General features: G+C 52.0%; 20 protein-coding genes and 1 pseudogene. 10 read left to right on the plus strand and 11 right to left on the minus strand.

What is annotated here, in order from left to right; genetic code table 11:
- Positions 1–36: 36 nt before the first annotated feature.
- Positions 37–2,292: a type IX secretion system periplasmic lipoprotein PorW/SprE gene (gene porW / locus B157_RS0127350; protein WP_026308998.1), complete on the minus strand. Its 2,256-nt coding sequence runs from the start codon at positions 2,290–2,292 to the stop codon at positions 37–39.
- Positions 2,293–2,407: 115 nt separating this feature from the next.
- On the opposite strand from porW, the gene B157_RS0127355 reads away from it, so the two are divergent.
- The 3 genes from B157_RS0127355 to B157_RS0127365 are packed head-to-tail and all read left to right on the plus strand — an operon-like array spanning position 2,408 to position 3,267.
- Positions 2,408–2,683 (plus strand): AtpZ/AtpI family protein, encoded by a 276-nt coding sequence (locus B157_RS0127355; RefSeq protein WP_020606504.1) that lies wholly within the window; start codon positions 2,408–2,410, stop codon positions 2,681–2,683.
- Between the two features lie 40 nt (positions 2,684–2,723).
- Complete coding sequence (locus tag B157_RS0127360; RefSeq protein WP_020606505.1) at positions 2,724–2,945, plus strand: hypothetical protein; 222 nt, start codon at positions 2,724–2,726, stop codon at positions 2,943–2,945.
- Complete coding sequence (locus tag B157_RS0127365; RefSeq protein ID WP_020606506.1) at positions 2,935–3,267, plus strand: type II toxin-antitoxin system RelE/ParE family toxin; 333 nt, start codon at positions 2,935–2,937, stop codon at positions 3,265–3,267. The genes B157_RS0127360 and B157_RS0127365 overlap by 11 nt, the downstream gene beginning before the upstream one ends.
- A 128-nt stretch (positions 3,268–3,395) precedes the next feature.
- Here B157_RS0127365 and B157_RS0127370 read toward each other — a convergent pair whose 3' ends face one another.
- The 5 genes from B157_RS0127370 to B157_RS0127390 all read right to left on the minus strand — a co-directional run bounded on the left by B157_RS0127370 (position 3,396) and on the right by B157_RS0127390 (position 11,606).
- Positions 3,396–4,259, minus strand: a complete 864-nt coding sequence (locus B157_RS0127370; protein WP_020606507.1) for a metallophosphoesterase family protein — start codon at positions 4,257–4,259, stop codon at positions 3,396–3,398.
- Complete coding sequence (locus B157_RS0127375) at positions 4,252–5,604, minus strand: sodium:solute symporter family transporter (RefSeq protein ID WP_020606508.1); 1,353 nt, start codon at positions 5,602–5,604, stop codon at positions 4,252–4,254. Before B157_RS0127375 ends, B157_RS0127370 begins: the two co-directional genes overlap by 8 nt.
- 10 nt (positions 5,605–5,614) lie before the next feature.
- Positions 5,615–7,066, minus strand: coding sequence for a SusD/RagB family nutrient-binding outer membrane lipoprotein (locus B157_RS0127380; RefSeq protein WP_020606509.1), 1,452 nt, complete (start codon positions 7,064–7,066; stop codon positions 5,615–5,617).
- An 81-nt stretch (positions 7,067–7,147) separates the two neighbouring features.
- Entirely contained in the window at positions 7,148–10,363 is a 3,216-nt protein-coding gene (locus B157_RS0127385) for a SusC/RagA family TonB-linked outer membrane protein (RefSeq protein WP_020606510.1), read from the minus strand.
- Positions 10,364–11,168: 805 nt separating this feature from the next.
- Positions 11,169–11,606, minus strand: a complete 438-nt coding sequence (locus tag B157_RS0127390) for a response regulator (protein WP_020606511.1) — start codon at positions 11,604–11,606, stop codon at positions 11,169–11,171.
- A gap of 554 nt (positions 11,607–12,160) precedes the next feature.
- Here B157_RS0127390 and B157_RS36070 point away from each other — a divergent pair.
- The 5 genes and pseudogenes from B157_RS36070 to atpH form a co-directional block, all read left to right on the plus strand.
- Positions 12,161–14,267: pseudogene (locus B157_RS36070) on the plus strand (hypothetical protein); the annotation flags it as partial.
- A 788-nt stretch (positions 14,268–15,055) separates the two neighbouring features.
- A complete protein-coding gene (gene atpB / locus B157_RS0127410; protein WP_026308999.1) occupies positions 15,056–16,174 on the plus strand; it encodes a F0F1 ATP synthase subunit A in 1,119 nt (372 codons plus the stop codon).
- Positions 16,175–16,287: 113 nt separating this feature from the next.
- Positions 16,288–16,545 (plus strand): ATP synthase F0 subunit C, encoded by a 258-nt coding sequence (gene atpE / locus B157_RS0127415; RefSeq protein WP_018621705.1) that lies wholly within the window; start codon positions 16,288–16,290, stop codon positions 16,543–16,545.
- 180 nt (positions 16,546–16,725) lie between these two features.
- A complete protein-coding gene (gene atpF, locus B157_RS0127420; RefSeq protein WP_020606515.1) occupies positions 16,726–17,220 on the plus strand; it encodes a F0F1 ATP synthase subunit B in 495 nt (164 codons plus the stop codon).
- 88 nt (positions 17,221–17,308) lie between these two features.
- Positions 17,309–17,848, plus strand: a complete 540-nt coding sequence (gene atpH, locus B157_RS0127425; RefSeq protein ID WP_020606516.1) for an ATP synthase F1 subunit delta — start codon at positions 17,309–17,311, stop codon at positions 17,846–17,848.
- A 73-nt stretch (positions 17,849–17,921) separates the two neighbouring features.
- Here atpH and B157_RS0127430 read toward each other — a convergent pair whose 3' ends face one another.
- The 3 genes from B157_RS0127430 to B157_RS0127440 all read right to left on the minus strand — a co-directional run bounded on the left by B157_RS0127430 (position 17,922) and on the right by B157_RS0127440 (position 19,952).
- Complete coding sequence (locus B157_RS0127430; protein WP_020606517.1) at positions 17,922–18,503, minus strand: Uma2 family endonuclease; 582 nt, start codon at positions 18,501–18,503, stop codon at positions 17,922–17,924.
- 64 nt (positions 18,504–18,567) lie between these two features.
- On the minus strand, positions 18,568–19,482 hold the full coding sequence (locus B157_RS0127435) for a serine hydrolase (RefSeq protein ID WP_020606518.1): 915 nt from the start codon (positions 19,480–19,482) through the stop codon (positions 18,568–18,570).
- A complete protein-coding gene (locus B157_RS0127440; RefSeq protein WP_020606519.1) occupies positions 19,482–19,952 on the minus strand; it encodes a GNAT family N-acetyltransferase in 471 nt (156 codons plus the stop codon). The genes B157_RS0127435 and B157_RS0127440 overlap by 1 nt, the downstream gene beginning before the upstream one ends.
- A 74-nt stretch (positions 19,953–20,026) precedes the next feature.
- Here B157_RS0127440 and B157_RS0127445 point away from each other — a divergent pair, with 74 nt between their 5' ends.
- The gene (locus B157_RS0127445) at positions 20,027–21,253 is read left to right on the plus strand and encodes a DUF6786 family protein (protein WP_020606520.1); all 1,227 of its coding nucleotides are present in this window, start codon (positions 20,027–20,029) and stop codon (positions 21,251–21,253) included.
- A gap of 39 nt (positions 21,254–21,292) precedes the next feature.
- On the opposite strand, the gene B157_RS0127450 is transcribed toward B157_RS0127445, so the two are convergent.
- On the minus strand, positions 21,293–21,943 hold the full coding sequence (locus B157_RS0127450) for an oxidoreductase (protein ID WP_020606521.1): 651 nt from the start codon (positions 21,941–21,943) through the stop codon (positions 21,293–21,295).
- A gap of 51 nt (positions 21,944–21,994) precedes the next feature.
- Between B157_RS0127450 and B157_RS36075 the strand changes: the two genes are divergently transcribed.
- A complete protein-coding gene (locus B157_RS36075) occupies positions 21,995–23,137 on the plus strand; it encodes a hypothetical protein (RefSeq protein WP_211225022.1) in 1,143 nt (380 codons plus the stop codon).
- Between the two features lie 7 nt (positions 23,138–23,144).
- Here B157_RS36075 and B157_RS39150 read toward each other — a convergent pair.
- On the minus strand, positions 23,145–23,414 hold a 270-nt coding region (locus B157_RS39150; protein ID WP_020606523.1), incomplete at its 5' end, for a hypothetical protein.

The following is a 23,414-nucleotide window of genomic DNA, read 5'->3' on the forward strand; positions in this document are numbered from 1 at the left end:
GGATTAATAGCTTGTCGGCTCAGGGGCCGAAACGGATTATTTTCTATTGGCAGCTGTCTGTTCGGCCGCAGCCTGCATCTCTTTTACGTTCGGCAGGAGTTGGCTGCCCGGATAGTCGCGTACGTATTCGGCCAGGGCCTGCCGGTATGCGTCTATATTTTTCACCCTGCCAATCAGGATAACACGCAACAGCGCTAATTTGTCCTCCAGTTGACTACCGGCAAGCCGACCGAGCGCATTTTCGGCCCGGGCCAGGGCTTCGGTTGGGTTATTGGCTTTGTAGAGTTCGTAGATTTCGGTGTACGTTTTCTGCGCCTGCGCTTCCGAATCCGTTGTTTGATTAATGGCCTTACCCGTCAAACGGGCGTAGGAGGTATTTGGGTATTCGGCCAGCAGTTTATCTTTCCACGATGACCCCTTGCTCAGTTGCTCATTTGAGAGGTATAACAGGTAATATACTTCAGGTTTCTGAATCGTGTTCGGATACCGGCTCAGTAACTGTTCAAACGTCAGGATGGCATCGGTGGGCTGATTGAACTGGAATTTGTACAGTTTCCCCAGCTTATACAGCGCACTTTCAATCCGCTGGTTGGCGGCTACCTGCGCTTCCGGGGTAAACGGAATTTTGAGCTTCATCCCCTCTTTCTGCGATTTTCGACCCGTTGCCAGTGCCATGGTGGCATCCGTTGCCCGGGCTGCTTCGGACTGGGGCAGGGGAGGGTTCGGATTGATAGCCGTAGCCGCCGATGAAGCTCCCTGTACCGGACTGTTTACGCCCGCTATAGCTGCCGACTCCTCCTTGTTAGTGCGTCGCCAGTTATCTTCCAGGGGGCGGTTGCTCCATTTCACGCCAAACTCCTGCTTCCCCCGGCTCAGGGCGATGGGGTTATACAGTACCCATCGTTCGCCGGGTGGCAGGTTCGAGTTTGTCGCTCCCGGCACTACGGTACTGTTGCCGTTCGTTGCCTTATCAATAATTTGCTGGGCAAGCGCGGCCCGAGCCTTATCTTCTTTTTCCAGCTGGTCGATGGTTTTATTGAGCAGTTTATCGAGGGCGGCCGGGTCCAGTTGAGCCAGTGCCAGCAGGCTATCGTCTGTACGGATGGTTGTTTTATACTGAACGAATTCATCGAGCGTATTCTTACGGCTCAGTAGGGATGCATAATCAGGCGATTGTTTGGGTAGCAGGGCCAGGGCACTGTCGTAGTAAACTTTGGCGTTCAGGTAATCGGTCTTTTTCTCGAAATACAGTTTACCAATCTCCAGATAGGTGTAGGGAACCTGCGTGGTGTTGGACCCGGCAGCCTGAATAGACTGGCTGTAGCGTTTGATAGCCTGGTCTATGCGTCCACTCCGGGCTTCGAGCAGACCCATCGTAAAATAGATTTTATCCTTCAGATCCTCATTCTTGCGGTCGTTCAGCAACTTCTCAAACGTTTCGGCCGACTGTGCCATCCGCTTCTGGTCGCCGGTGAGGCCGTTGCTCTGAATGGCGTAGAGGTTGGCATAAAAGGACTGGTCGTAGGTAGGGCGGGACCGGAGTACCTGCTGGTACTGGTCGACGGCTTTGGCCGGTTGCCCGATCAAGTCGTACAATTGCCCGGCAATCAGGTGTAGTCGGGCCGTTTTTTCGCCTTTCTTCAGGCTGGGAAAGGTAGCTTCCAGAATACCAACAGCGGTAGCATACTCGCCCGCCCGCTCGTGCAGATAAGCCTTCGTCAGATAAAAATCGCGGGTGTTTATGGTATTAAGGGGTTGCGTGCGCAGGTATTCCGCTACGTTCAGGGCGTTGGTATAATCGCTGGCTTCCACATACGCCCGCATCAGACCCACTAAAGCCGTGTGCTTGTCATTCTCATTGGTGCCTTTGGTATTGACGTATTTGAACACCTCGATGGCATTGGGTAAATCCTGTTTCAGCAGCCGGGCCCGGCCAATCAGGTTGTAGGCATCATCGAGCCAGTTACTGTTCTGGTGGCGTTCGGGAATGAGCGATGCTTTTTTGATAGCATCATCCAGTTCCTGTTTTACGGGGGCCGTGGCGTTGGAATCGACAGGTAACAGAATGGGGAGCAGCTGATTATAATTCTCCTGCCGGTTTTTAAACAAAATCCGTTCGGCTTCATTAATCTCATCGCGGGCAATCACGTAGGCATTATAGTGCGCCGTAAGATTATGGTAGCCTTTACTAACGGGTTTGGTGCTGTACTGGGAGCAGGAAAGTAGCCCACCGGTCAGGGCAGCCAGGACCGTAAGGAGCAAAAGAAAATGGTTATGTCGATAGCGGGACATCCTAAAAAAACGCGTGGTCAATCGTAGTAAAACGTTGCAGTATGCGTTGATTATATGGAACGTTTGGTCAAATTAACGAATTTTGCACGGTATATTGTACCAAACCTCAAACTCTGTGGAGAACGACCCCGACCAATCTGATTCCCGAAGCCCCCGCCACCCTGTTCGGGTGGACGAGCCGATAAAGAAAGCGACGGAGAAAACAACGTCGTTCGTTCAGTTCAGTGGCATTGCCTTTCAGATGCTGGCTACCATTGGGTTAGGGGTATGGGCAGGCATGAAACTGGATGCCTGGCAGCAGAATCACCGGCCCATCTGGACCATCGTTCTATCGCTCACCGCCATCGGCGCATCGCTCTACCTGTTTATCCGACAACTGACCCAGAAGTGAACATGAATCTGTTCCATTCATAGCTTAGCCATTTACAACAATGAGCACCGCCCAGATTATTTACGAACAATATAAAGTATTGCCCAAGCGCGTTCGGCAGGAATTGAAGAAGCTTATTATCAGCGAGGAGGAAAATGAAAATCCCCTGTCGTTGATGGAAGAGATAGAATTGAGCCTAAAGCAGGCGAAACTTATTCAGGAGGGGAAATTGCCCCGAAGAACATTCGACGACCTCAAGCGAGAAATGCACGATGGCGAATAAGATAGCACTTACTCCCCATTTTGAAAGTCGGTATAAAAGGCTTGCCAGGAAATTTGCATCGCTGGAAAGTGAATTAGATGCACTTATTGAAAACCTAACTGAAACACCAGATACAGGTGAGTCCCTGGGTGCTGGTTTATACAAAATTCGGTTAGCCAGCAAGAGCAAAGGCAAAGGTAAAAGCGGTGGTTTCCGGGTGATTACATATCTGCTCAGTAAGACGGAAGAAGGGACGGATATCTACCTGATTACCATTTACGACAAGTCGGAGGAGAGTAGCATAAAGAAAGAGATGTTGCTCAAACTAGTCAATGATTTGTAGGTACTTTCTCTTTCGTACATCAGTTAACTCGCAATCGACGTTTTTACGTCCGATATCAATCTTGGTTCCTCAGGAGAGTCCTGCTGACAACGCTTCCTGAGCGTTTTCTTCCTGACGTAGAAACTAGTCTACAAAACAGCTCGTTCACGAACTTCCTGATCCAGTGTAATCGCCCGGCCCTGTAGGGCTTTCTCGGCTTCGGGCAGAATCTCGCAATTGTCCCAAAATCCCGTCAGGAGCGTCTGCGCGTAGGAATCCGGTAGTTGATTGGCCTGCATGAGCTGATGAGCCGTGCGGTTTTCGTAGGTAAAGGCGTGAAAGGTGTAGGAGAACTGCCCATCGGTATCAGCGAGCAGCAGGTACCATACGCGTGGGGTGCCATCGTTGGCGGGCATCCCGATTACGCCCGCATTGAGCCAGTACTGCCCTTCTCCTGTGTCAGCAAAAGGTAGTCCGGCGTGACCAGCCAGTATTACGTTGGCTCCGGTAGCCGCAAAACTCGTTTCTTTCACCGGCCAGGGTGTCGACGCAAACACAAAATCGGCGATGCCGGTAGCGGCCCCGTGCAGCACCGTTACCGACTTGCCCGCGTACCGGAATGACAAATGGAGCGGCAGTGTACTCAGCCAGGCGACCGATTCGGCCGACAGCGTCTGGACCGCGTAGGGAAACCAGGTACGGGAGAACAGATCACACCGACCGCCCTCGGCGAAGTTGCAGCCGCAGTCGTCTTCGCCCCGGATGATGTTTTGCTCCACGTTGCCCTGAATGGTATGGATACCCCAGTCCTTAACGAACTGCACCGACTCTTCGGGTTGGGCGCAGTAGCCCACGATATCGCCGGTGCAGATGATGTTGTTGGCGGGAATTTGTAGCTGGTCGGCTATGCTTTTTAGCGTTTCCAGTGCCTGTAGGTTCGAGTAGGGACCCCCAAACACAAGCAGCGGGCCACTGCGCGTACCGAGGTCTTCGGTATAGGGTCTATCAATCATGCGTCCTTCTTCGGAAAAAAGTACTGGTTGCGAATACCAGGAAACAGTAACCAGAGGTGATCAGGTTCACGCTGAGCAGCGAGCCATATTTACCATCGCCTACCCGCCATGCATCGGGCAGGGGCAGAAACGTCAGCAACCCGCCCAGCACCAGCCCGCCCACTACCGACAGGTGGAACGTCAGGCGCGGTACGGGGATATTCCAGAACAAAAATATGGGTGCCAGCCCCAGTACCAGGGTGCCGCTGATGGTAGTGGCCGACAGAATGGCGGGGTCGAAGAACACCGGAATAGTGCCCAGTACCGTTAAGGCCACCATGGCCCACCGCCCTTTCGTTACGCTCGGCACGACGGCTTTGCTCAGGTCGATACTGATTAGTTTGGAAAACGACGCCATGGCCGAATCAAGGGTCGACGAGGCTGAGGTAACCATGATGAGGTTCATCAGCAGCAGCATGGCTACGCCGAAATACCGCGCCACGGCCACCGGTGCTTCGCCCGTCAGGGCGTTGAGTTTGGCAAATATGCCGACGAAGCTGAAAAAGATAATGCAGAGCGCACCAATGGCCCCCGCCCAGAGGTAAGCCTTCAGCGTGGTACGGGTGTCGGAGATGAACCCCCGGTCGGTCAGGACCGGGTCGTGAAACGGGTAGCTGAAACACTGAACCAACGCTACCAGCAACAGATCGACGCCCTGACTCAACTCCCAGTGCCCACTGCCTAGGAAGGGCGTAAGGCTACCCCCGTACTGCGGCAGAATAAAGCCCAGAATTACCGTCAGCAACACCACAAACAGTGTCAGCTGAATTACGTCGGTCATAATCGAACTGCTCATACCGCCTTTCAGCGTGTACGCCAGCGTCAGCAGGGTAAATACCAGAATAGCCACGTAATAATCAGTAGTACCCTGCGCCCCGAAGTAGGAGCCGATGACGATGGTGTTGGACCAGATTTCGTTGTACAGCCGGATGATAATCAGGAACGTAAAGACCACCACCGCACTCCCCCCGAACTTCGATTCCAGAAAATGGTGGATGCTGCGATAGCCGCCCTTGTTGCGCATCGACACAATGACAAAACCGGCTACCAGAAACGATAGATAGTACCCCGCATAGGCAACGCCCCCTACCAGCCCAAAGCTTTGGCCCAGGTTGGCGGCATTGGTGATCGACTTGGCAAATAGCCAGGAAATCACCAGACTACTCGTCAGGAAAACGGTGTTCGGGGTGCGCTCTTTACGGGCTCCTTTGAAAAATTCGGGTGCAGTCCGGGAGAGGGGTGATACGAAAAACAGTGTAATGCTCGACGCGAGTACTAAGGCCCACTGCAACAGGGTTATGGTCATGCGGGGGTGATTAGCGGGTGGCCCACCATACGGGCACGTTGATACTGTTGCTCTGAGTTTTATCGGCGGCTTTTTTGTATTGAACGGCGTTCAGGGCACTTTCCGTACCGGGGTAGGGCATCCGAACAGGAATTAGTCCGTTATTCAGGCTGGCCGCAATCGTTTTCAGGCGGGGGAATCCCGTCCGGCGGTATTCGGTCCAGCCTTCGTAGCCATTGTTGATGTTGCCCAGCCATTTCTGCGTCAGAATCTGTTCGATTGGATTCTGGCCATTCTGACCGTAGGCCACCTTACTACTGGTCAGGTAGCTGGAAGGTAATGCCGTCCGCCAGTAGTCGAAAGCCTGGGTGACGCCCCATTCGTACCATTCCCTGGCCGAAGCCGATACCAGACCCCGCTCGGCGGCTTCGGCCAGCCAGAAACTGGTTTCGTAAGCCGTCATGTAATTGGCATACAGCTTGTCCGACTCTTCCCGGAATACCGTTCCCGTAAAGGAGTAATCGGCCACCGAGATCGAGAGTTTCGAGGCATCAGGCCCGTTGAGCAGCCCTTTATAGGTGCCGGGTTTCGCAGCGGTAGGTCGGAAGAATACCTGAATCCGCGGGTCATTCAGACTGGTGAGTACTTCCTGGCTGGTGAGGGACATGATGAACAGGTTAAAATCACCAATACGCGCCGTCGACATGCGAAAGTTGTTGGGCTGCGTCAGCGAGAACCGGTATACCGCGTTGTCCGTATTAACCTTGATGAAATTGCCTTCGGTATACACTTTTTGCAGGGCCTCCTTCACGTTTACCTTACCCGAAATACGGATCAGGGATTTGATTTTCAGGGAATTGGCAAATAGTATCCACTTGCTGCGGTTGCCGCCGTAAAGAATATCGCCGTCGAGAGCCGTAGCCCCTTTGTAATTGTTGATGGAAGCAATGCCCTTGTCGAGGTTGTCCAGTATGCCACCGGCCGCTGTGTAGATGGCTTCCTGTGTGTCGTAGGCAGGCGTGATCACCCCCGCTTTTCCCTGTAGGGCTTCGCTATAGGGAACGTCACCGTATAAGTCTGTCAGCGTGGCAGCCATGTAGGCTTTCATAATCAGGGCCGGGCCTTCGTACACGCCGAACGCCGTGTTAGCGCGTGCTTTTTGTAACAGAATCTCGTTGTCGCGCAGGTTGGTGTAAATAAATGGCCATGGGTTGCCGCCGTACTGCGGCTCGCTGAGGCTATGCCGGTCGAATAGGTTGAAGTCGATGGCCGTAAAGTACTGCCCCAGCAGGTTACCCGCAACGAACGCTTCGTACGACATCTGATCGCCGTAGTCGAACAGGATCTTGCGGAACAGCAGCGACGGTTGCACGTCGACCGGTGCATTGGGGTTGGTGTTGATTTCCTTGAAGTTATCCGTACAGCCCGGCAAAAAGCCAGTTAGTACGAGCAGCAGGAGGATGCTGTATCGTGTATGTTTCATGGTCAGTTAGTTATGGTCCGGCATTCCGGTAGTCCGGTGGCCCGGCATTCCGATGGTCCGGCATTCCGGTGGTCGTAGGGCTTAAAAATTCACGCTTAGTCTTACGCCCATGTTGCGGGTAGTTGGGTAGGTCATGTCCTCCACACCGGTCTGAAGTTGATTTTGCTGGAACGAGGTTTGTTCGGGGTCGAAGTGCGGGATGTGCGACAGAGCCAGCAGATTCCGCCCCACCAGGGCAACGGTCAGCCGCTGCATACCCAGTTTTTTGGCCAGCCAGGCCGTTTCGGGTACCGTGTAGCCGATGGTCAGTTCCCGCAGCTTCACGTACGACGCGTTGTAGGTGCTGTTCTCTTCGTTGTTGCGGTCGTAATACATTCGGTAATACGTTTCAGCCGGAATGGCGCGGGTATTGGGCTGGTAGTTCGGATTGTCGGTCGTGCCGGTGTTTACCACGCCCTTAGCTACGATCCCCGCTTCGGGTCGGTCGGCCGTTTCGATCAGCTGACCCGCCACGCCCGCCAGTGCCAGCGTCCTGGATACCAAAACGCCCCCCTGCCGCCAGTCGACAAGAAAACCCACGTTCCAGTTGCGGACGCTGATCTGGTTCGATAGGCCCACGATGAAATCAGGGTTGTAGTTACCTAGTTTCTTCAGCGTGTTGTCGGCAATGTACTGCCCGTTGCTGCCCACGATAAACTCGCCCTGGGCGTTGCGCAGGTAGCCCGTTCCCCACATATCGCCCATGCGGTCGCCCTGCCGTACCTGATACCAGACGGTCTGGTTCACGTTATCGTAGATGCGGTTATAGCCCAGGGTCAGGGTGCCAGCCTCTTCGGGCAGCGATACCACGCTGGTTCGGTTACGGCTGAAATTCAGGCTGACGTTCCACCGGATGCGGCTCGTCTGGATGGGCATCGCCGTTACTACGGCCTCAACACCCCGCGACCGCACTTCTCCGCCGTTGATGACCCGTTCGCTGTAGCCCGTCGGGATGGCAATGGGCAGCGACAGGATCTGGTTGCTGGTGCGGGCGTCGTAATAGGTCAGGTCGAAGCCCAGCCGGTCGTTGAAGAAGCGGACATCGGTGCCCACTTCGACCGAGGTGATCGACTCCGGTTTCAGGTTGGTGTTGGCAATGGCAGGCTGATCGCTGAAAGCGGGCTGCGAAAAAACCGGGTTTCGCGCGTTGAACACCCCCGTCGTCTGGTACGGACTGGTATCGTTGCCGACGCTGGCGACGCTCGCCCGTACTTTGGCAAAGGAAATCATTGCGGGTAGACTAAACTGGTTCGACAACACCCAACTGGCCGACACCGACGGGTAGAAGAAGGCCGTATTGGCCGTGGACGTCGGCGTGGCCAGTGCGCTCGACCAGTCGTTTCGGCCCGTGATATCGATAAACAGCACGTCTTTGAAACCCAGTTTGGCCAGGGCATACAGGCTGTTGATGCGCTTCCGGGTACTTTGCTGGTACACCTCCACCGGCGATGCTGCGTTGTTAAGTTTAAACACCCCCGGCTGCGCCAGCGTCAGGGCCTGATACTGATCGAACGAGGCCAGTTGATCCATGCGGTTACCCCCGGCTGATACGTCGAGTGACAGCGGTCCCAGACTACGGGTGTAGTTCAGCAGGAAGTCGGTGTTGATTTCCCGGAAAAAAACGGCGTTCTCGGCATAGGCTCCGCTCTTGAAACGGTTACTGCTGAAAGCCCGCCGAAACTGGCGGTTCTCATTGGAGTAGTCCATGCCGCTCCGCAACATCAGCGTCAGATTAGGGGCCAGTTCGCCCGTGACAGCAATGTTCCCGATTAGCCGGTCGCGGTTAAACGAATTGCGGTTTTCGTAGAGCGTAAAATACGGGTTGTCGAAGTAGGTGTAGTTGTAGGAAAACTGCTGAATACCCTCCAGCCCCGGCTGCCAGTACTGCTTCATGGGATTGACATCGGTTTGCCGGCCCAGCCAGGCACTGAGGGCATAGTTGATGTTTTCTGACCCATACTTGGTGGCGGGGCGGTTATCGCTGCCGCTGTTGATATAATTAATCGATGAGCTGAATTTAAGCCGTCTGATGGGCTCAAACTGCAACCGGGCAGCCAGCGTCTTACGCTTCAGATCGACGCCCGGAATGGTCGACTGACTGTTCAGATCGGTGAACGAAAGCCGGTAGCTGCCTTTATCGTAGCTGCCCGAAATAGCCAGATTATTGATGGCCGTGTGGCCCGTTTCGTAGAAATTTTTCAGGTTATCGGGGTGCGACACAAACGGGGTCGGGGTAATGGGAAGCCCGCTGTACACCTGCGTATCGGCTCCGCGCACTACCCTGCCGTCGGGCAGGTTTACAGGGCTGTCATACTGCGGAATCAGCAGGCCCGCGTCCAGTTTGGGGCCGTAGCTATACGAGATGTTGTCGTTGATGCCCCCGCTTAGACCGTTGACATACTTGAACGCTCCGCTGTTGCCCTGCCCATAGCTGTTCTGAAAGCGGGGAAGCTGGAACGGCCGCTCGGTATAGAACGTGCTGTTGAAGCTAACGCCAATGCCTCTGCCCGCCGACGAACCGTCTTTGGTCGTAATCAGGATAACCCCGTTGGCCGCACGGGTGCCGTAGAGCGCAGCTGCTCCGGGGCCTTTGAGCACCGACACCGCAGCCACATCGTCGGGGTTGATCTCCATGGCACCATTGCCAAAGTCAATTTCCTGAAATCCGTTGGCATCATCGTTGACCCGGTTGACCACCGTGGCGTTGTTGATCAGAATGCCGTCGACCACAAAGAGAGGATTGTTGTTGGTGAAGGACGATTCGCCCCGGATGGTGATGCGCGACGACGACCCCACGCCCGTTGAGCCGGAGGTGATCATCACGCCCGCTACCTTACCCGTCAGGTTATCGAGAAAGTTAGGCGCCTTGATGTCGCTAACCTGCCGCCCATCGACTTTTTGAATGGCGTAACCCAGGCTCCGGGCGTTGCGCTCCAGCCCCAGCGCCGTCACGACGACCTCATTGAGCGACACCCCCGCAACGAGTTCTACGCTTAAACTGGTCTGCCCCGTGTACTGAACTTCCTGCGACTTATAGCCCAGGTATGAGAACGTCAGCACATCGGCAGACTGAAGGTTGGTAAGAGTGAATGTGCCCGTGGCACTGGTGAGTGTACCCGCCTGGGTGCGTTTTACCTGCACGGTGGCACCCATAATGGGTTGTTGCGACGTTTGGTCGATAACCTGCCCGGTTAGTTTCTGGGCCAATGCCGCAACGTGTAACAACGAAAGAAAAGCAATAAGTAATAATGACCGCATAGAATGAGGCTTGGATGAGAAAAGAAATAGGGACAGTAAGCGAAGGGGGAAAAGATACAAATGGTATAATCAGTCAGTTACCGGAGAACTAACCGTTGTAGGGATTGGTCGATGCAAGGTGCAAATAAGGTAGATAAGGTGATATGGTAGCGTCTAAACCGGTATAGATACGCTGATTGAGCGGTCCCGCAGCGTATGGATTCGTAAACCCCGGCGTAAGTAAAGACGTGCAAAAGTAGGAAAGCATTATAGTTATATTGATCAGTTGGATTAAGTATATTCAGCGTTACAGGGCCCACGGGTGCTAGTTGTCTTCGATTATCCTGACGCGCAGCGGTCAACAACTCCCGTTTACATGGGTGGTACGCTATTTTTTGAGATTATATACGCATTGCCTCCCTGCTTCGATTGCGTAGGCGGGCTCTTTTGCGCTGCATACTTCGAAAAAGGGTAGAAATCAGGATCGGGACCGAAGACTTATGATGATTCCGCAGCCCTTTTCAGGCTGGAGCGGTATACGTGGGGGTAAGTTTAGCTTGTTTGGGGGCGATGCTACCTGTTTATTCTGCAAGCGGGCGATTTAAATAGCCTGCTTGTTTTATTCCAGAGATTGTTCAGTACCCAACGGTATTGATAGGTAACAGCCCATGCTGCGCATATTTACAGCGATACTGACAACTGAATTTTCCGTAGACGAACAGTACGTATCGCTTGGTTGATTTAGCCATAATTCGTTTGTCAGGCAGGGTTTCAGGCACTAGATGCTAATTGAAAAAGGATAGTCTTTGTCGATTAGCAGGGCGCTTTACGCCTGCCTGAGGGTTGGTAGCGGTAGAACTACTGTCTCGTACCAGTGCCTTCTTAAAATGCTGATATAATCCTTCCATTCCTGTAACTCCTGTGGCTTTTGGGTGTAAGCAACCGCGCCGTAGGAATATGCCCGTTGAATTTTATCCTGTTCGTTTAAGTTGGAGAACATGATAATGGGAAACCGCCCGGAGAATCGGCTAACTAATTCCGGAAGGGCTGATAAACCATCCGTACCCATCTGAAGATCAATGTCGAGCAAGATCAATCGGGGCAGGGTGCTGACTGACCGGGACAAATACGAAATGGTTTCCTGATGCGATTTGGTCCAGGTAAAGGTTGCCTCCGAAAACGCCTGTTTTCCTAGTCGCTTAAACAGATCAATAACGCTCGGGTCGTCATCAACTACCAAAATCTCGAAGGGCTGGTCATCCATGTTATCAAGCAGTTTTTAAATACAGTACCAAGTTAGAAAATACAAAGCTAAGCGAGTAATCAACGATACAAACGACAAATGAGGTGTTGATTGTCACATTAGCCTCGTTTTAATATCTTGTGTGACGTAATTGTTTCGGAAGTGGATTCAATATGTTGAAAATTGTTTCAAATTAGTTGAACAAACTAGGCTACGGTTCCGCTCATTACAACGGACTACAGCATTTTGACTCAGTTAACGGGGTATTGGTTACCCAAACTTTCAATACTAAATCAGTCGTATGTTGTGCTGAACCCAATGAGCCGCCAATGTCTATGATTGATGAAGTTGAGAAAGGTCTGGGCCGGTTAGGTAGTACGGGATTTCTGGCATTGGTAACTCTCCTGATTCTGTTTCATGGACAAATCAGGTAGCTCGTATCAAAAGCTCCCATCAAAGAGTATGCCTGTTTTTAGATCCTTTAGAGAAAAGGAGTAGACCGTTCCGATGCCGGCAAACCGGATTTTAACCCCGTAGATCCGGTGGAGCGGCTGGGTATACGATGTGGTATATACCCTCGGCGGCATACTGGTAATGCCCGCCACTTAACCGATCCTAAGGGGCGTATCTATTACGGAACCATGGAGGAAGGATTCTATGATGTAGACGTGAAGAGCCTGACCCCGACGATGCTGTATGAAGATGGCAACGTCAAAAACAAAAAAGAGACGGACGAGTCGAATAACCAGCATAATGATTTATTGCCGGGAGCGCACGGCAAAGGGGTATATTCGGGCCAGGGGGTTGTGGTGTACTCCAACAATGGCGAGCTGGGGCCTAAAGCACTGGTTCAATTTGATATCGATGCGGGTTCACTGTCGGAGTGGAATGGTAAAAACTGGACCGTTGTCCGGCGGAATCAGTTTGTAGAGGTGACCGGGCCCGGTGGTATTTACGGCAATAAAAATCCGGAAACCGACCCTATCTGGGCAACGGGTTGGGATCATAAATCCGTGCTGCTGGGCGTGCGCGATAAAGCAAGCGGCTGGCATTTTTTTCGCCTTCCTAAAGCCAGCCATTCCTACGATGGGGCGCACGGCTGGAATACCGAGTGGCCCCGCATCCGGGATGTAGGTACCCCTCAACAGCCCGATTACCTGATGACCATGCACGGGATGTTCTGGGGATTCCCCGGTACATTTACGGCCAGTAACACGGCGGGAATTCGCCCCCGGTCGGCCTACCTGAAAGTAATTGGCGATTATACCCGCTGGCAGGATCAGCTGGTTTTTGGCTGCGATGATTCGGCCCAGCGGGAATTTTTGAATAAACGAAAAGCAAAAGGAAACCTGGAAGGCCCCGGACAATCGAACTCGAACCTGTGGTTCACCTCGATAAACCAGCCTGACCAGCTCGGCCCGAATACGGCCGAAGGGGCTGTCTGGCTGAACGAAGCGGTTAAGGCCAATGTGCCGTCGGAGCCATTTCTGTTTGCTGGCTGGCCCAATCGGTCGGCCTGGGTACAGAATAACAGCGACCAGGATGTTCAGCTTACCTTTGATGTTGACAAAAGCGGAACCGGAAAATGGACTCCGCTGCAAAGCCTACGCGTTGGGGCGCATAAATCCACTCCGGTAATCTTTAATGCCGATGCGCCTGGTGAATGGATTCGGGTCAGGTCAGATAAATCGGCTAATCTAACCGCTCACTTTTCGTATTCGGCCAATGACCTGCGGAGTACGACCGCCAATGCCTTATTTTCCGGCCTTATTTTCCGGCCTTAGTTCCGTTACCATGGCAAACACGGCGGGTGGGCTACTGTATGGGTTAGGGAATAACCGTCGGGTGCTGGGCATGGCTGCCCTAACCTATACAGGCGGGCAGCCGACGGATGTTGGGTACTATGAACTGGACGGCACTATGCAACTCGTCAGGAAAAAGGACGCCGGCACGCTGGAAACTATTAAGCGTAAATTTGCTATTCCGCAGAAAGTCGTGACGATTGACGAGTCGAGCATTTTAATCGTGGACGATAAAGGGCGACGCTGGCGGCTGCCACTCGGTCATGAAGCGTACACATCACTGACCAATCAGGCAGCGCTGCGTATTTGCCGGGAAGTAGCAACGGAACGTGACCTATTCAACTGTCAGGGGACATTTTACGAATTACCCGCCGAAAATGCCGATGGCTACGCTAAAATTCGCCCTGTTTCATCGCACAACCTGCGTATTAACGATTATGCCTCGTACCGGGGGCTGCTGGTGATGACTGGCATCGACCTGTAAGCGGCCGAAAAAAACAATCATATCATTGTTTCTGACGATAAACAGGCCGCCATTTGGGCGGGTACGATCGATGACCTCTGGAAACTGGGCAAGCCAACCGGGCATGGTGGTCCCTGGAAAAACACGCTGGTGAAAGCCAGTGAGGTGTCTGATCCGTACCTGATTGGTTTTTACGACCGGCGCCATCTAACCCTCTCGCACAAGGCTACCAAGCCCATAACCTTCACCCTTGAAGCAGACCCGGTGGGTACGGGCGTCTGGATGGAGTACAAGACGTTTACAGTAGCTCCCGGTAAAGCGGTCGAATACGAATTTGCGAAGGGTTTTCAGGCACGATGGATTCGCTTCAAAACCGATAAACCCTGCGAAGCAACAACCCTGCTGAATTACGAGTAAACCGAACCACAAGTCTCTGCCGGATATTTAATTCCCGGCAGAGGCTTGGTTCGGTTTTTAGTGTACCTGCCTGTTGTATCCTGCCAATGCACTGCCGATGGTTACAACTGGTACGGTTTGGGGTGATGTAGTAGAAATTATCCGTCAAATCGAGATCCCGGGCTTGGCATAAAGTATTCAATGTTTATCCAGAAACCTTTTTTCTTCTGTTTCGTGGCTAAATCACTCATTAACCATCAAGGTCGTTAAACGCATCGTTCTGGGTTTGTGAGAGGAAAAGGCGAGCGCATGGCACGAGGATGGCGAATCAGATAATGGGGATTGTTTATTGTACCCAGCATAAGAGCTAATACGTTAGCTTTGTGCGGAACACTGAAAGAACCGGCGAGCGGTTTCTACCCTTTTCATGCTTCGTACTTTTCTGTTTACCATCTTCCTCGCAATTGGATTTTTCGTAGCCGAAGTATATTTTGTTTCACCCTGGCTACACCCTTACTGGAAAATTCTGCTGGTATTTTTCCTAACTGTTTCGTTCCTGACGCATCGGCTGGTAGATACTGGTTTACAAGGTAATCAGGAACGATTGATCCCCCTGTATCTGGCCGCTACCGTTGCCCGGCTGATACTGTGCCTTGCCTTTGTGGGTTTCTTTCTGTTCCGCCATGTTGAACAGCGTCGCGTCTTCATTTTGGACTTTCTTGTATTATATATATGTTACACAGGCTTTGAGATTTGGAGCCTTACCCGTAACTTGCGACGCGATTCATAAAATGGATTGGTTACATCATATGATGCGTTTATCAATTAATAGATTCTTAGTAGTAACGGCACTCATTTTGAGTTCGTTAGTGGGTGTTCGGGCACAGGAGCACCATCAGGAAGGTGAGCCGGGCGTACCACAGTTAGGTGGAGAGACAGCCGCTAAAGGAAAATTTAATGTCGGTGAGATGATTATGCACCACATTAAAGATGACTACGGCTGGGAGTTTGCTCACGGTGTTACAGTGCATTTGCCTGTTATTCTTTACTCGGCGGATCGGGGGCTGGAAATGTTCTCTTCGTCGCACCTGGCACATGGAGAGGTACACGATGGTTACAAGAACGTACACGGTAAAATCCACCGCGTAAATGAAGCCGGTGTTGTGGATGAGGAAGCTAAATTTTTCAATTTCTCGATCACCAAAAACGTGGCTTCCCTATTCCTGAGTGCGGCTATTATGTTGCTGGTGTTTACGGCTGTCAGTCGGGGGTATGCCAAAAACAAAGGCCGGGCACCGTCAGGTATTCAGTCGCTGCTGGAGCCAATTATCCTGTTTGTTCGGGATGAAGTAGCCAAACCAAGCATCGGCCCCCGTTACGAGAAGTTCCTGCCGTACCTGCTGACGCTGTTCTTCTTTATCCTGATTAACAATCTGCTGGGCCTGTTGCCCGGCTCGGCTAACCTAACGGGGAATATCACCGTGACGCTGGTACTAGCTGTTATCACGTTCATAATCGTTACCTTGAGTGGTAACAAAAATTACTGGATGCACATTTTTAAGCCACCGGGGGTTCCCGTGGCGCTGTTGCCAATCATGGTTCCGGTCGAGATAGTGGGCGTGTTCATGAAGCCTTTATCGCTCATGATTCGACTGTTCGCCAACATTACTGCCGGGCACATTATCATCCTGAGTTTGCTGGGCCTTATTTTCATGGCTAACAATTTGGGGGGTATGATGACCAGTCTTTCTATCAGTCCGGTGGTGCTGGCGTTTACGCTGTTCCTGAACCTGATCGAGATATTGGTGGCTTTCCTGCAGGCGTTCATTTTCACGCTGCTGACGGCCATGTATATTGGTAGTGCGGTGGAAGAGCATCACCACGAAGCAGATCATGGCATTGGCCATGAAGGAGCCGGAGCCCACTGATTTGAAGTTGTAAGTGATTAACAGTCAGATAATGACTTTACCTCAGCCACTTGCACCTTGTACGTTATCACTTGATTAGAATCTTTTGTTTCACGTTTAATAAATAGTTTATCATGTTTGCAATGTTGTTTGCTTTGCTGTTAGAAGCCACTGGTAGTGTTGCTGTTATGGGTGCTGCCATTGGTGCTGGCCTGGCTGCTATTGGTGCAGGTTTGGGTATTGGTAAAATTGGTGGTAGTGCCATGGAAGGTATTGCCCGTCAGCCGGAAGCGGCTGGTCGTATCCAGACTGCCATGTTGATTATTGCCGCTCTGATCGAGGCCGTTGCCCTGTTCGCAGCCGTTATTTGTCTGCTGGTTGCTACGGCCTAATCGGGTCGGCGCAAGCCAATAGTCATCCAAGTACGAGCAGGCTGGTTGCAATAGGCACTGGCATCCCTGCTCACTAATTTCCCGGAAAACGTTCGCCCGTTTGGGGTTGCCGACGGGCGAACGTTAACCAACAAAAGATTGATATAAACTGATAGTACTGATTCAATATACGTTAAACAAATGGATTTACTTACCCCCGATCTCGGTCTCTTATTCTGGCAGGTAATAGTCTTTCTGGGCCTGTTTCTGATTCTGCGTGCGTTTGCCTGGAAACCTATTACGGATAGTCTGCACGAGCGCGAAAATAACATTCAAAGTGCCCTTGATCTGGCCGAGAAAACCCGGCTCGAAATGACAGCACTGAAAGCCGACAACGAAAAGCTGCTGGTGCAGGCCCGTGCCGATCGTGATATCATTCTGCGGGGTGCCAAAGAGGCATCCGATAAAATGATTGCCGATTCACGCGGCAAAGCAGAAGCGGAAGGAAAGCGCATTCTGGAGCAGGCCCGCGAGTCGATGAATAACGAACGGCAGGCACTGATTGCACAGATGAAAAAGGAAGTAGTTACGCTATCGCTCGACATTGCCGAGAAGGTACTCCGTAAAGAACTGAGTGATAAATCATCGCAGGAGAAATTAGTGAGCGATCTGGTCGCTAACTCGCATTTAAACTAGTCTGTCAGTTGGATAGTGGTTCAGTCAATCCGTTATTAACTGACTAACCGACTCTCTGATTAACCGACTCCCTAACTGAAATACACTTATGGCCGTTGCTACTGTAGCCGCCCGTTACGCCAAGTCTCTGCTGGATTTGGCCCAGGAAAAAGGTCTCACTGAGACGATCCACAAGGATATGCAGTTCTTCAAAGAAACGGTGGCCAAGAGTCGGCCGCTGTTGCTGATGATGAAAAATCCCATTGTCCGGGCAGAAAAGAAGAACAACATTATCAAAGCCGTTTTTGAAGGGCGACTGAACGCTATGACGATGGCCTTCTTTCAGATCATCGCCAAAAAGAACCGGGAAGCCATTCTGGATGCTATCGCCGAAGAGTTTATCAATCAGTACAACCGATTGAATCACATCGAACGGGCGACCATCGTAACAACCGTGCCGCTGACGCCTGTTCTGCGGGAGAAGTTCAAGGCAATGGTGATGAAAACAACCGGCGGTAAACTGGTTGAACTGGAAGAGAAAATAGACCCCAAACTGATTGGTGGTTATGTCCTGCGTCTGGGCGACCGGCAGGTGGATGAGTCACTCCGCAGTCAGTTAAACGACCTGCGTCTACAGTTTCTGAACTAAGATATCAATGCACTTTCATAAAAAAAGCCGTTCTTCTGTCAGGAGAGCGGCTTTTTTGATATAATAGTCTTGTTTACTCAACCGGATAGACAATACCTTCATACATTTCGGCTAGCGGTAATGTCATATCCAGCAGGGGTAAATTAACAACAGTATCTCCGCCCTCCATGATCTGGTACTTCCAGAAATTTACGTTGCGTTCGAATACTTCTACGCGTTGGTCTGTTTGAGAAACCAGTAGATAGTATAATAACGATGGTATTTTCGTGTAATGCGGACGCTTGTCATGGAAATCTTTACCATGCGTCGAGTTTGACACCACCTCAATCAGTAAACTTGGTGAATCGACCCATACGGCCATATCATTTTCCAGGTCGGCCGGGTCGCAGGTATAGATGATATCAGGGTAAACGTATCGCTGGCCGGTTTTTAGCTTTTGCCGAACGTTTTCAGCAAATACCTGACACCCGTTTTTACGGGCATGAGAATAGAGAACTCTTGATAATGACTGCACAATGATATTATGCCGCTTGGTTGCTCCGGCCATGGCAATGACTTCGCCATCCCAATATTCATAACGAATTCCTTCGGTTTGCTCGAGTGCTACGTATTCGTCGAATGTGTACGTTTTAGAAGAAGATTGGGCAACAGTCATGGTTCCGTAGCTTTTTTGTGGTAGCCAAAGTTACCTGTTTTTGGTAAACAATTCATGCGGTTGATTACCACCACTTTTCATACCCTTCTGCCGGTTTCCAGGTCGATTTTGGCTCGAAATGATGCCAGAGAATAGCCCCCACGGTGCGTAACAGCGTAAATCCCTCATTGGTCCGTTCCCAGCTTTCGTCTTTCTGGTTCTTCGTCATTACGCAGTATACATAGTCGCCGTGCGGTGCGTGTACCAGCACTACCTCCGACCGTGCCTGATTCACGGCCCCGTTTTTACAGGCTGTTTTAACGTCCGGTGGTACCTGCGATAGCCCATCGTTGTCCCAGTACTGCCGCCCCAGGTTTCGATACATTTCGTCGCTGGCAGCGGGGCTGACGGCTTTGCCCTGCCGGATATAGGTCAGTAAGCTGGCCAGTTCTCGCGGGCTGGTTTGTCCCCAGCCGTACTGCGCCTGATTCGCTTTGCGGCCCGGCGTTCGGGAGTTGACCCGCGTCTGGTGGAAGCCGTTCGTTTCGAGCCAGTCATTGATGGCGGCACCCCCGCCCGCCAGGGCCTGACACCATAAACTACCCGTATTGTCGCTGACGGTTTCCATAAGCATCACCACCTCGCTCAGGGGAATTTTGGCCCCGTCTTTCAGGGAGCCGACAATACCATCGTCGTAATGAAGGGAGTCCTTATAGACCAGTTCCTGCCCGTAGGTAAGTTCACCCTGCTGTATCTTATCGAACAGCCCGCACTGAATCGGGATTTTGACGGTACTGGCGGTTGGGAACAGTGTGTCTGCGTTGATAGCCACGGTTTTTCCCGTACGAAGGTTATGGACGTACACGCCCACATCGCCCCGAAAGCTGGCGAAAGCAGTTTTAAGTTTCTGTTCCAACTTCTTATCCGTTTGGGCAGGTGGCTGGCCGAACGCAGTAGAGAAACAGACAGCGAACAAAACGCAGGTAATGATAAGGCGCATCAGGAGCTGATTGGTTTAATTGGTTTGACTAGTTTGTAATGAGACGACCGGAACGATTCCCGTTCGTAAAACCGAATGGTATCCTGCCGTTTTTGGTTCGTGGTCACTTCCAGATTGATGCAGTTTTCCTGAGAGGCAAGGAATTGTACAGTCGCCACCAGGTCATGACCAATCCCCCGTTGTCGATAATCGGGGTGAACGAATAGTTCCTGAATCTCGCCCACCTTGCCGCAATGGTGCAGCAAAAACTGCACATGGCAACTAACAAAGCCAATCACTTCGCCGGGCAGTTCGGCAACCAGATAGTAGATAAATGGATTAGCCAGATTACGCTCATACACGGCCTGGAAAGCGGTCGTATCTAATGCCATTTCTTCCAGAACACACAAAAAATCATACACAACCGGGGCATCGGTTAGCATGGCCCCCCGAATTTGTATAGCCGTTTCAGAAGTAGATTGAGCGGTCATCGTATTTATAGAGAAGCATTCACTGGTGAGAACAGCCGGGGAAGTTCGCTAATTTTCGCTTTGCCATTCACGGTATGATAAAGAAATTCATTGTATTCCTTTTTAGTGGGTTGGTCATTGCCTGCTCCGGCCCGAAATCGGCAACAGATACGAAGCAAACCCATACCGATTCCAGTGCTCAGACAGCAGGCATGACTACATACGAAAAAGACCGACAGTTTTTGACGCAGCACCACCCGGATTTGGTTGAACTGCAACTGGGCAATGCCCGGGCACTGGTTTGTCCGGCTTACCAGGGGCGGGTGATGACGACAACGGCTGATGGGCAGGCCAGTTACGGATGGCTTAATTATGACCTGATTACGTCCGGCGAGTTGCTCCCGCACATGAATGCATTCGGGGGTGAAGATCGTTTCTGGCTGGGTCCGGAAGGAGGGCAGTACGCCCTGTTTTTTAGAAAAGGTGACCCCTTTGACGGTGAGCACTGGCAGACACCAGCGGCCATTGATTCGGAGCCTTTTATCCTTACGAATAAGACAGAAAACTCCGCAACCTTTACCCGTCAGGTGGCACTCACTAACTACGCTGGCACCCGTTTCGACATTGGTATTGAACGAACGGTGCACCTGCTGGGTAAGGAGGCCATCGAAAACCTGCTGGACGTCCAGCCTGATTCGCTTCGGGTAGTGGCTGTTCAATCCGACAATATCATTACAAACCGGGGGAGTCAATCCTGGACGGCTCAAACCGGCATGCCTTCCATCTGGATTCTGGGCATGATGAATGCATCGCCCAGCTCCACTATGATCATTCCTTACCGGGAGGGAGCGGGGCAAGCTATTAATGATGGGTACTTTGGCAAAGTCCCGGCCGATCGGTTACAGTTGGGTAAAACGTCGGCCTTCTTCAAAGCAGATGCTCATTACCGCAGTAAAATTGGTGTTTCGCCCGCGCGGGTAACCAACTGGGCCGGGAGCTACGACGCTCAAAGCAAAACCCTAACGCTGGTGACCTATGACTTCGACCCCAGAGACCGGCAGTATGTCAATTCGGCCTGGGAGCAGCAGAAGGAGCCGTATGCGGGCGATGTGCTCAACGCCTATAATGATGGACCTATGAAGCCGGGGCAGCCCCAAATGGGTCGGTTTTATGAACTCGAATCATCATCAACAGCGGCTAAGCTGGCTCCAGGTGCCAGGCAGCGCCACCGGCACACGACTCTTCATGTGCAGGGAACAGCAGCGCAACTGAAGCAACTGGCAGCCCGTTTTCTGCTTACAGACCTGAACACCCTGCTATAAAAACGGACTACCGTACAGCCTATCCCAGCCGTCAGTTAGCTAAAATTCCTGCAACGCGTCGGATTCAAAGACGTGCTTACCCGTCAAATTCTGCTGGGTCGTTTCCAGCATGGCGTTAGCCACTTTATCCGCTTCAATGCCCCGGTATTTGGCAGGGATAATGGGGTTGAAAAGCCGCATGGCTCCGGCTGCAATCCGCTCGCCCAATCGGCTTTCGGTGCGGTTTCCGAACAGGATCGAAGGGCGGAAAATAAGGAGCGTCGGGTAGTTGAGTATTGTCAGATCACGTTCAACTTCGCCCTTAATCTTGTTGTAAAAAATACGGGAATCCGGATCGGCCCCCATGGCGGTAACGATGGCAAACTGTTGGGCACCGTTGGCCAGGCCCAACCGCGCAACATCCATTGAATATTGGTAGTCTACTTTTCGGAATGCCTCCTTAGAGCCCGCCTTCTTTATGGTTGTGCCGAGACAGCAAAAAATATCGTTGGCCTGCGTTAGCAAACCGTTGGGGTTGTTAAAATCGAACTGGATTTGCTGTAGGCGGGGATGCTGCCAGCTCAATGATTTACGTACCAGCACCTTAACGTTGGAGTAGAAGGTCGAGTCGACGAGATGATGCGTGAGCGAATCACCAATGAGGCCACTGGCACCGAGCACCAGCGCCGTTTTCTGTACGGGTAAAGTCATGGTAACGAAAAGGGATTTCTGCTAATTTAGTCGCTTCATGGTCAAATGGCTATGAAGCGACTAGAAATCTATCCTATGCAACCGCTCTTTTTTCGTAAACGCACCCTTTATGTGTTGGTGCCGACCATCTTTCTGACGGCTTTTCGCTATGTAGCCGATGATGGATTCGGTAAACGGCTGATCACCAATTTCCGGGCCTACTCCCAGCAGCGACCTACCGAAAAAGTATACGTCCAGACCGACCGCGATGCGTACCTGATTGGTGAAACGATATGGCTTAAAGGCTATCTGGTGAATGGTACAACGCACGAATCCGACACGGTTAGCCGGGTACTGTACGTGGATCTGGTCGATCCCATAGCTAGCCGGGTCCGGCTACGGACGCAACTTCGGGCCACGGCGGGGTATGCACCCGGTCAACTGCTGCTGCCCGATTCGCTGGTTGCCGGCACGTACCAACTGCGGGCCTACACGAACTTTATGCGTAATGAGCCGGACGCGTATTTTTTTACCAAAACCCTGACGATTCTTTCCGGTAATGGGGATGCGCCCGGCTCACCACCGGGTGCTGCTGCTCAGGCTATGCGGCCAGCGGCTGCGCCCGTTCAACCCGATGTGCAGTTTTTGCTGGAAGGGGGGCAGCTGGTAGCGGGCATTGAGAGTCGGGTGGCTTTTAAAGCCATTGGGACAACGGGGCTGGGAGTGCCGGTCAGGGGATATGTGCTGAATACCCGGAAAGACACTGTGACCGGTTTTGCCAGTATTCACCTGGGTATGGGTTTTTTAACGTTCAAACCAGAAGCCGGGCAGGCATACACTGCCTTTGTGCAGGCGGCTCCGGGAACCGTGGTACCCTATCCAATGCCGGCTGTACAGGCGCAGGGCGTGGTGATGCAGGTTGATAACATGAGTTCCAAAGAGCAGGTGAAGGTCTACGTACGGCATAACAGGAGCAGTTCCGACGAGGCCGCTACTCTAACACTCCTGGCCCAGACGCGTGGCCAGCCCATTCACGAAGTGACTATTCCCCTCAATAAAAAAGTGTTGATGGTTCAGTTGCCAAAAAAGGAATTTCCGGAAGGAATCGCCCAACTGACCCTGTTTGACGAGACCCATACGCCCGCCTGTGAGCGGCTGATCTTTGTGAACCAGCAGGAACGAATCAACATTACCCTGACACCCGACAATGGTTAGTCAATATTTAGGCGGCTATACAGCCGAAGTGATAAAGTTGACGCACTCTAGGATCATTTTTCTCCAGTTTAGTGCCTTTGGGTAAGATAGAAAAAAAACGATCTAGTAGTAAACGATTGTGGTAGAGCGTCTTAATAGTGGCCATCGAGAAGGGTTGTTGACCAACGCCCTGCTCAACTTTAGCCACGTTAACCGCGCTCAGGGCTGCATTAAAATGGTAATCAAGTTTGTTGACCGAACGAGCCTGACAATCAGAAAGACCCGTAAACTGCTTGGC

Origin of the sequence: Spirosoma spitsbergense DSM 19989 (assembly GCF_000374085.1) — a bacterium.
Lineage (GTDB): Bacteria > Bacteroidota > Bacteroidia > Cytophagales > Spirosomataceae > Spirosoma > Spirosoma spitsbergense.

Excerpts from the sequence above, each read along its gene's own strand:
- atpF (WP_020606515.1), top strand. The coding sequence starts at position 16,726 with ATGGATTTACTTACCCCCGATCTCGGTCTCTTATTCTGGCAGGTAATA.
- B157_RS0127375 (WP_020606508.1), bottom strand. The coding sequence starts at position 5,604 with ATGACCATAACCCTGTTGCAGTGGGCCTTAGTACTCGCGTCGAGCATT.
- B157_RS0127385 (WP_020606510.1), bottom strand. The coding sequence starts at position 10,363 with ATGCGGTCATTATTACTTATTGCTTTTCTTTCGTTGTTACACGTTGCG.
- B157_RS0127365 (WP_020606506.1), top strand. The coding sequence starts at position 2,935 with ATGGCGAATAAGATAGCACTTACTCCCCATTTTGAAAGTCGGTATAAA.
- B157_RS0127360 (WP_020606505.1), top strand. The coding sequence starts at position 2,724 with ATGAGCACCGCCCAGATTATTTACGAACAATATAAAGTATTGCCCAAG.
- B157_RS0127430 (WP_020606517.1), bottom strand. The coding sequence starts at position 18,503 with ATGACTGTTGCCCAATCTTCTTCTAAAACGTACACATTCGACGAATAC.
- B157_RS0127445 (WP_020606520.1), top strand. The coding sequence starts at position 20,027 with ATGATAAAGAAATTCATTGTATTCCTTTTTAGTGGGTTGGTCATTGCC.
- porW (WP_026308998.1), bottom strand. The coding sequence starts at position 2,292 with ATGTCCCGCTATCGACATAACCATTTTCTTTTGCTCCTTACGGTCCTG.
- atpE (WP_018621705.1), top strand. The coding sequence starts at position 16,288 with ATGTTTGCAATGTTGTTTGCTTTGCTGTTAGAAGCCACTGGTAGTGTT.
- atpB (WP_026308999.1), top strand. The coding sequence starts at position 15,056 with ATGATGCGTTTATCAATTAATAGATTCTTAGTAGTAACGGCACTCATT.
- atpH (WP_020606516.1), top strand. The coding sequence starts at position 17,309 with ATGGCCGTTGCTACTGTAGCCGCCCGTTACGCCAAGTCTCTGCTGGAT.
- B157_RS0127370 (WP_020606507.1), bottom strand. The coding sequence starts at position 4,259 with ATGATTGATAGACCCTATACCGAAGACCTCGGTACGCGCAGTGGCCCG.
- B157_RS0127435 (WP_020606518.1), bottom strand. The coding sequence starts at position 19,482 with ATGCGCCTTATCATTACCTGCGTTTTGTTCGCTGTCTGTTTCTCTACT.
- B157_RS0127380 (WP_020606509.1), bottom strand. The coding sequence starts at position 7,066 with ATGAAACATACACGATACAGCATCCTCCTGCTGCTCGTACTAACTGGC.
- B157_RS0127390 (WP_020606511.1), bottom strand. The coding sequence starts at position 11,606 with ATGGATGACCAGCCCTTCGAGATTTTGGTAGTTGATGACGACCCGAGC.
- B157_RS0127450 (WP_020606521.1), bottom strand. The coding sequence starts at position 21,943 with ATGACTTTACCCGTACAGAAAACGGCGCTGGTGCTCGGTGCCAGTGGC.
- B157_RS36075 (WP_211225022.1), top strand. The coding sequence starts at position 21,995 with ATGAAGCGACTAGAAATCTATCCTATGCAACCGCTCTTTTTTCGTAAA.
- B157_RS0127440 (WP_020606519.1), bottom strand. The coding sequence starts at position 19,952 with ATGACCGCTCAATCTACTTCTGAAACGGCTATACAAATTCGGGGGGCC.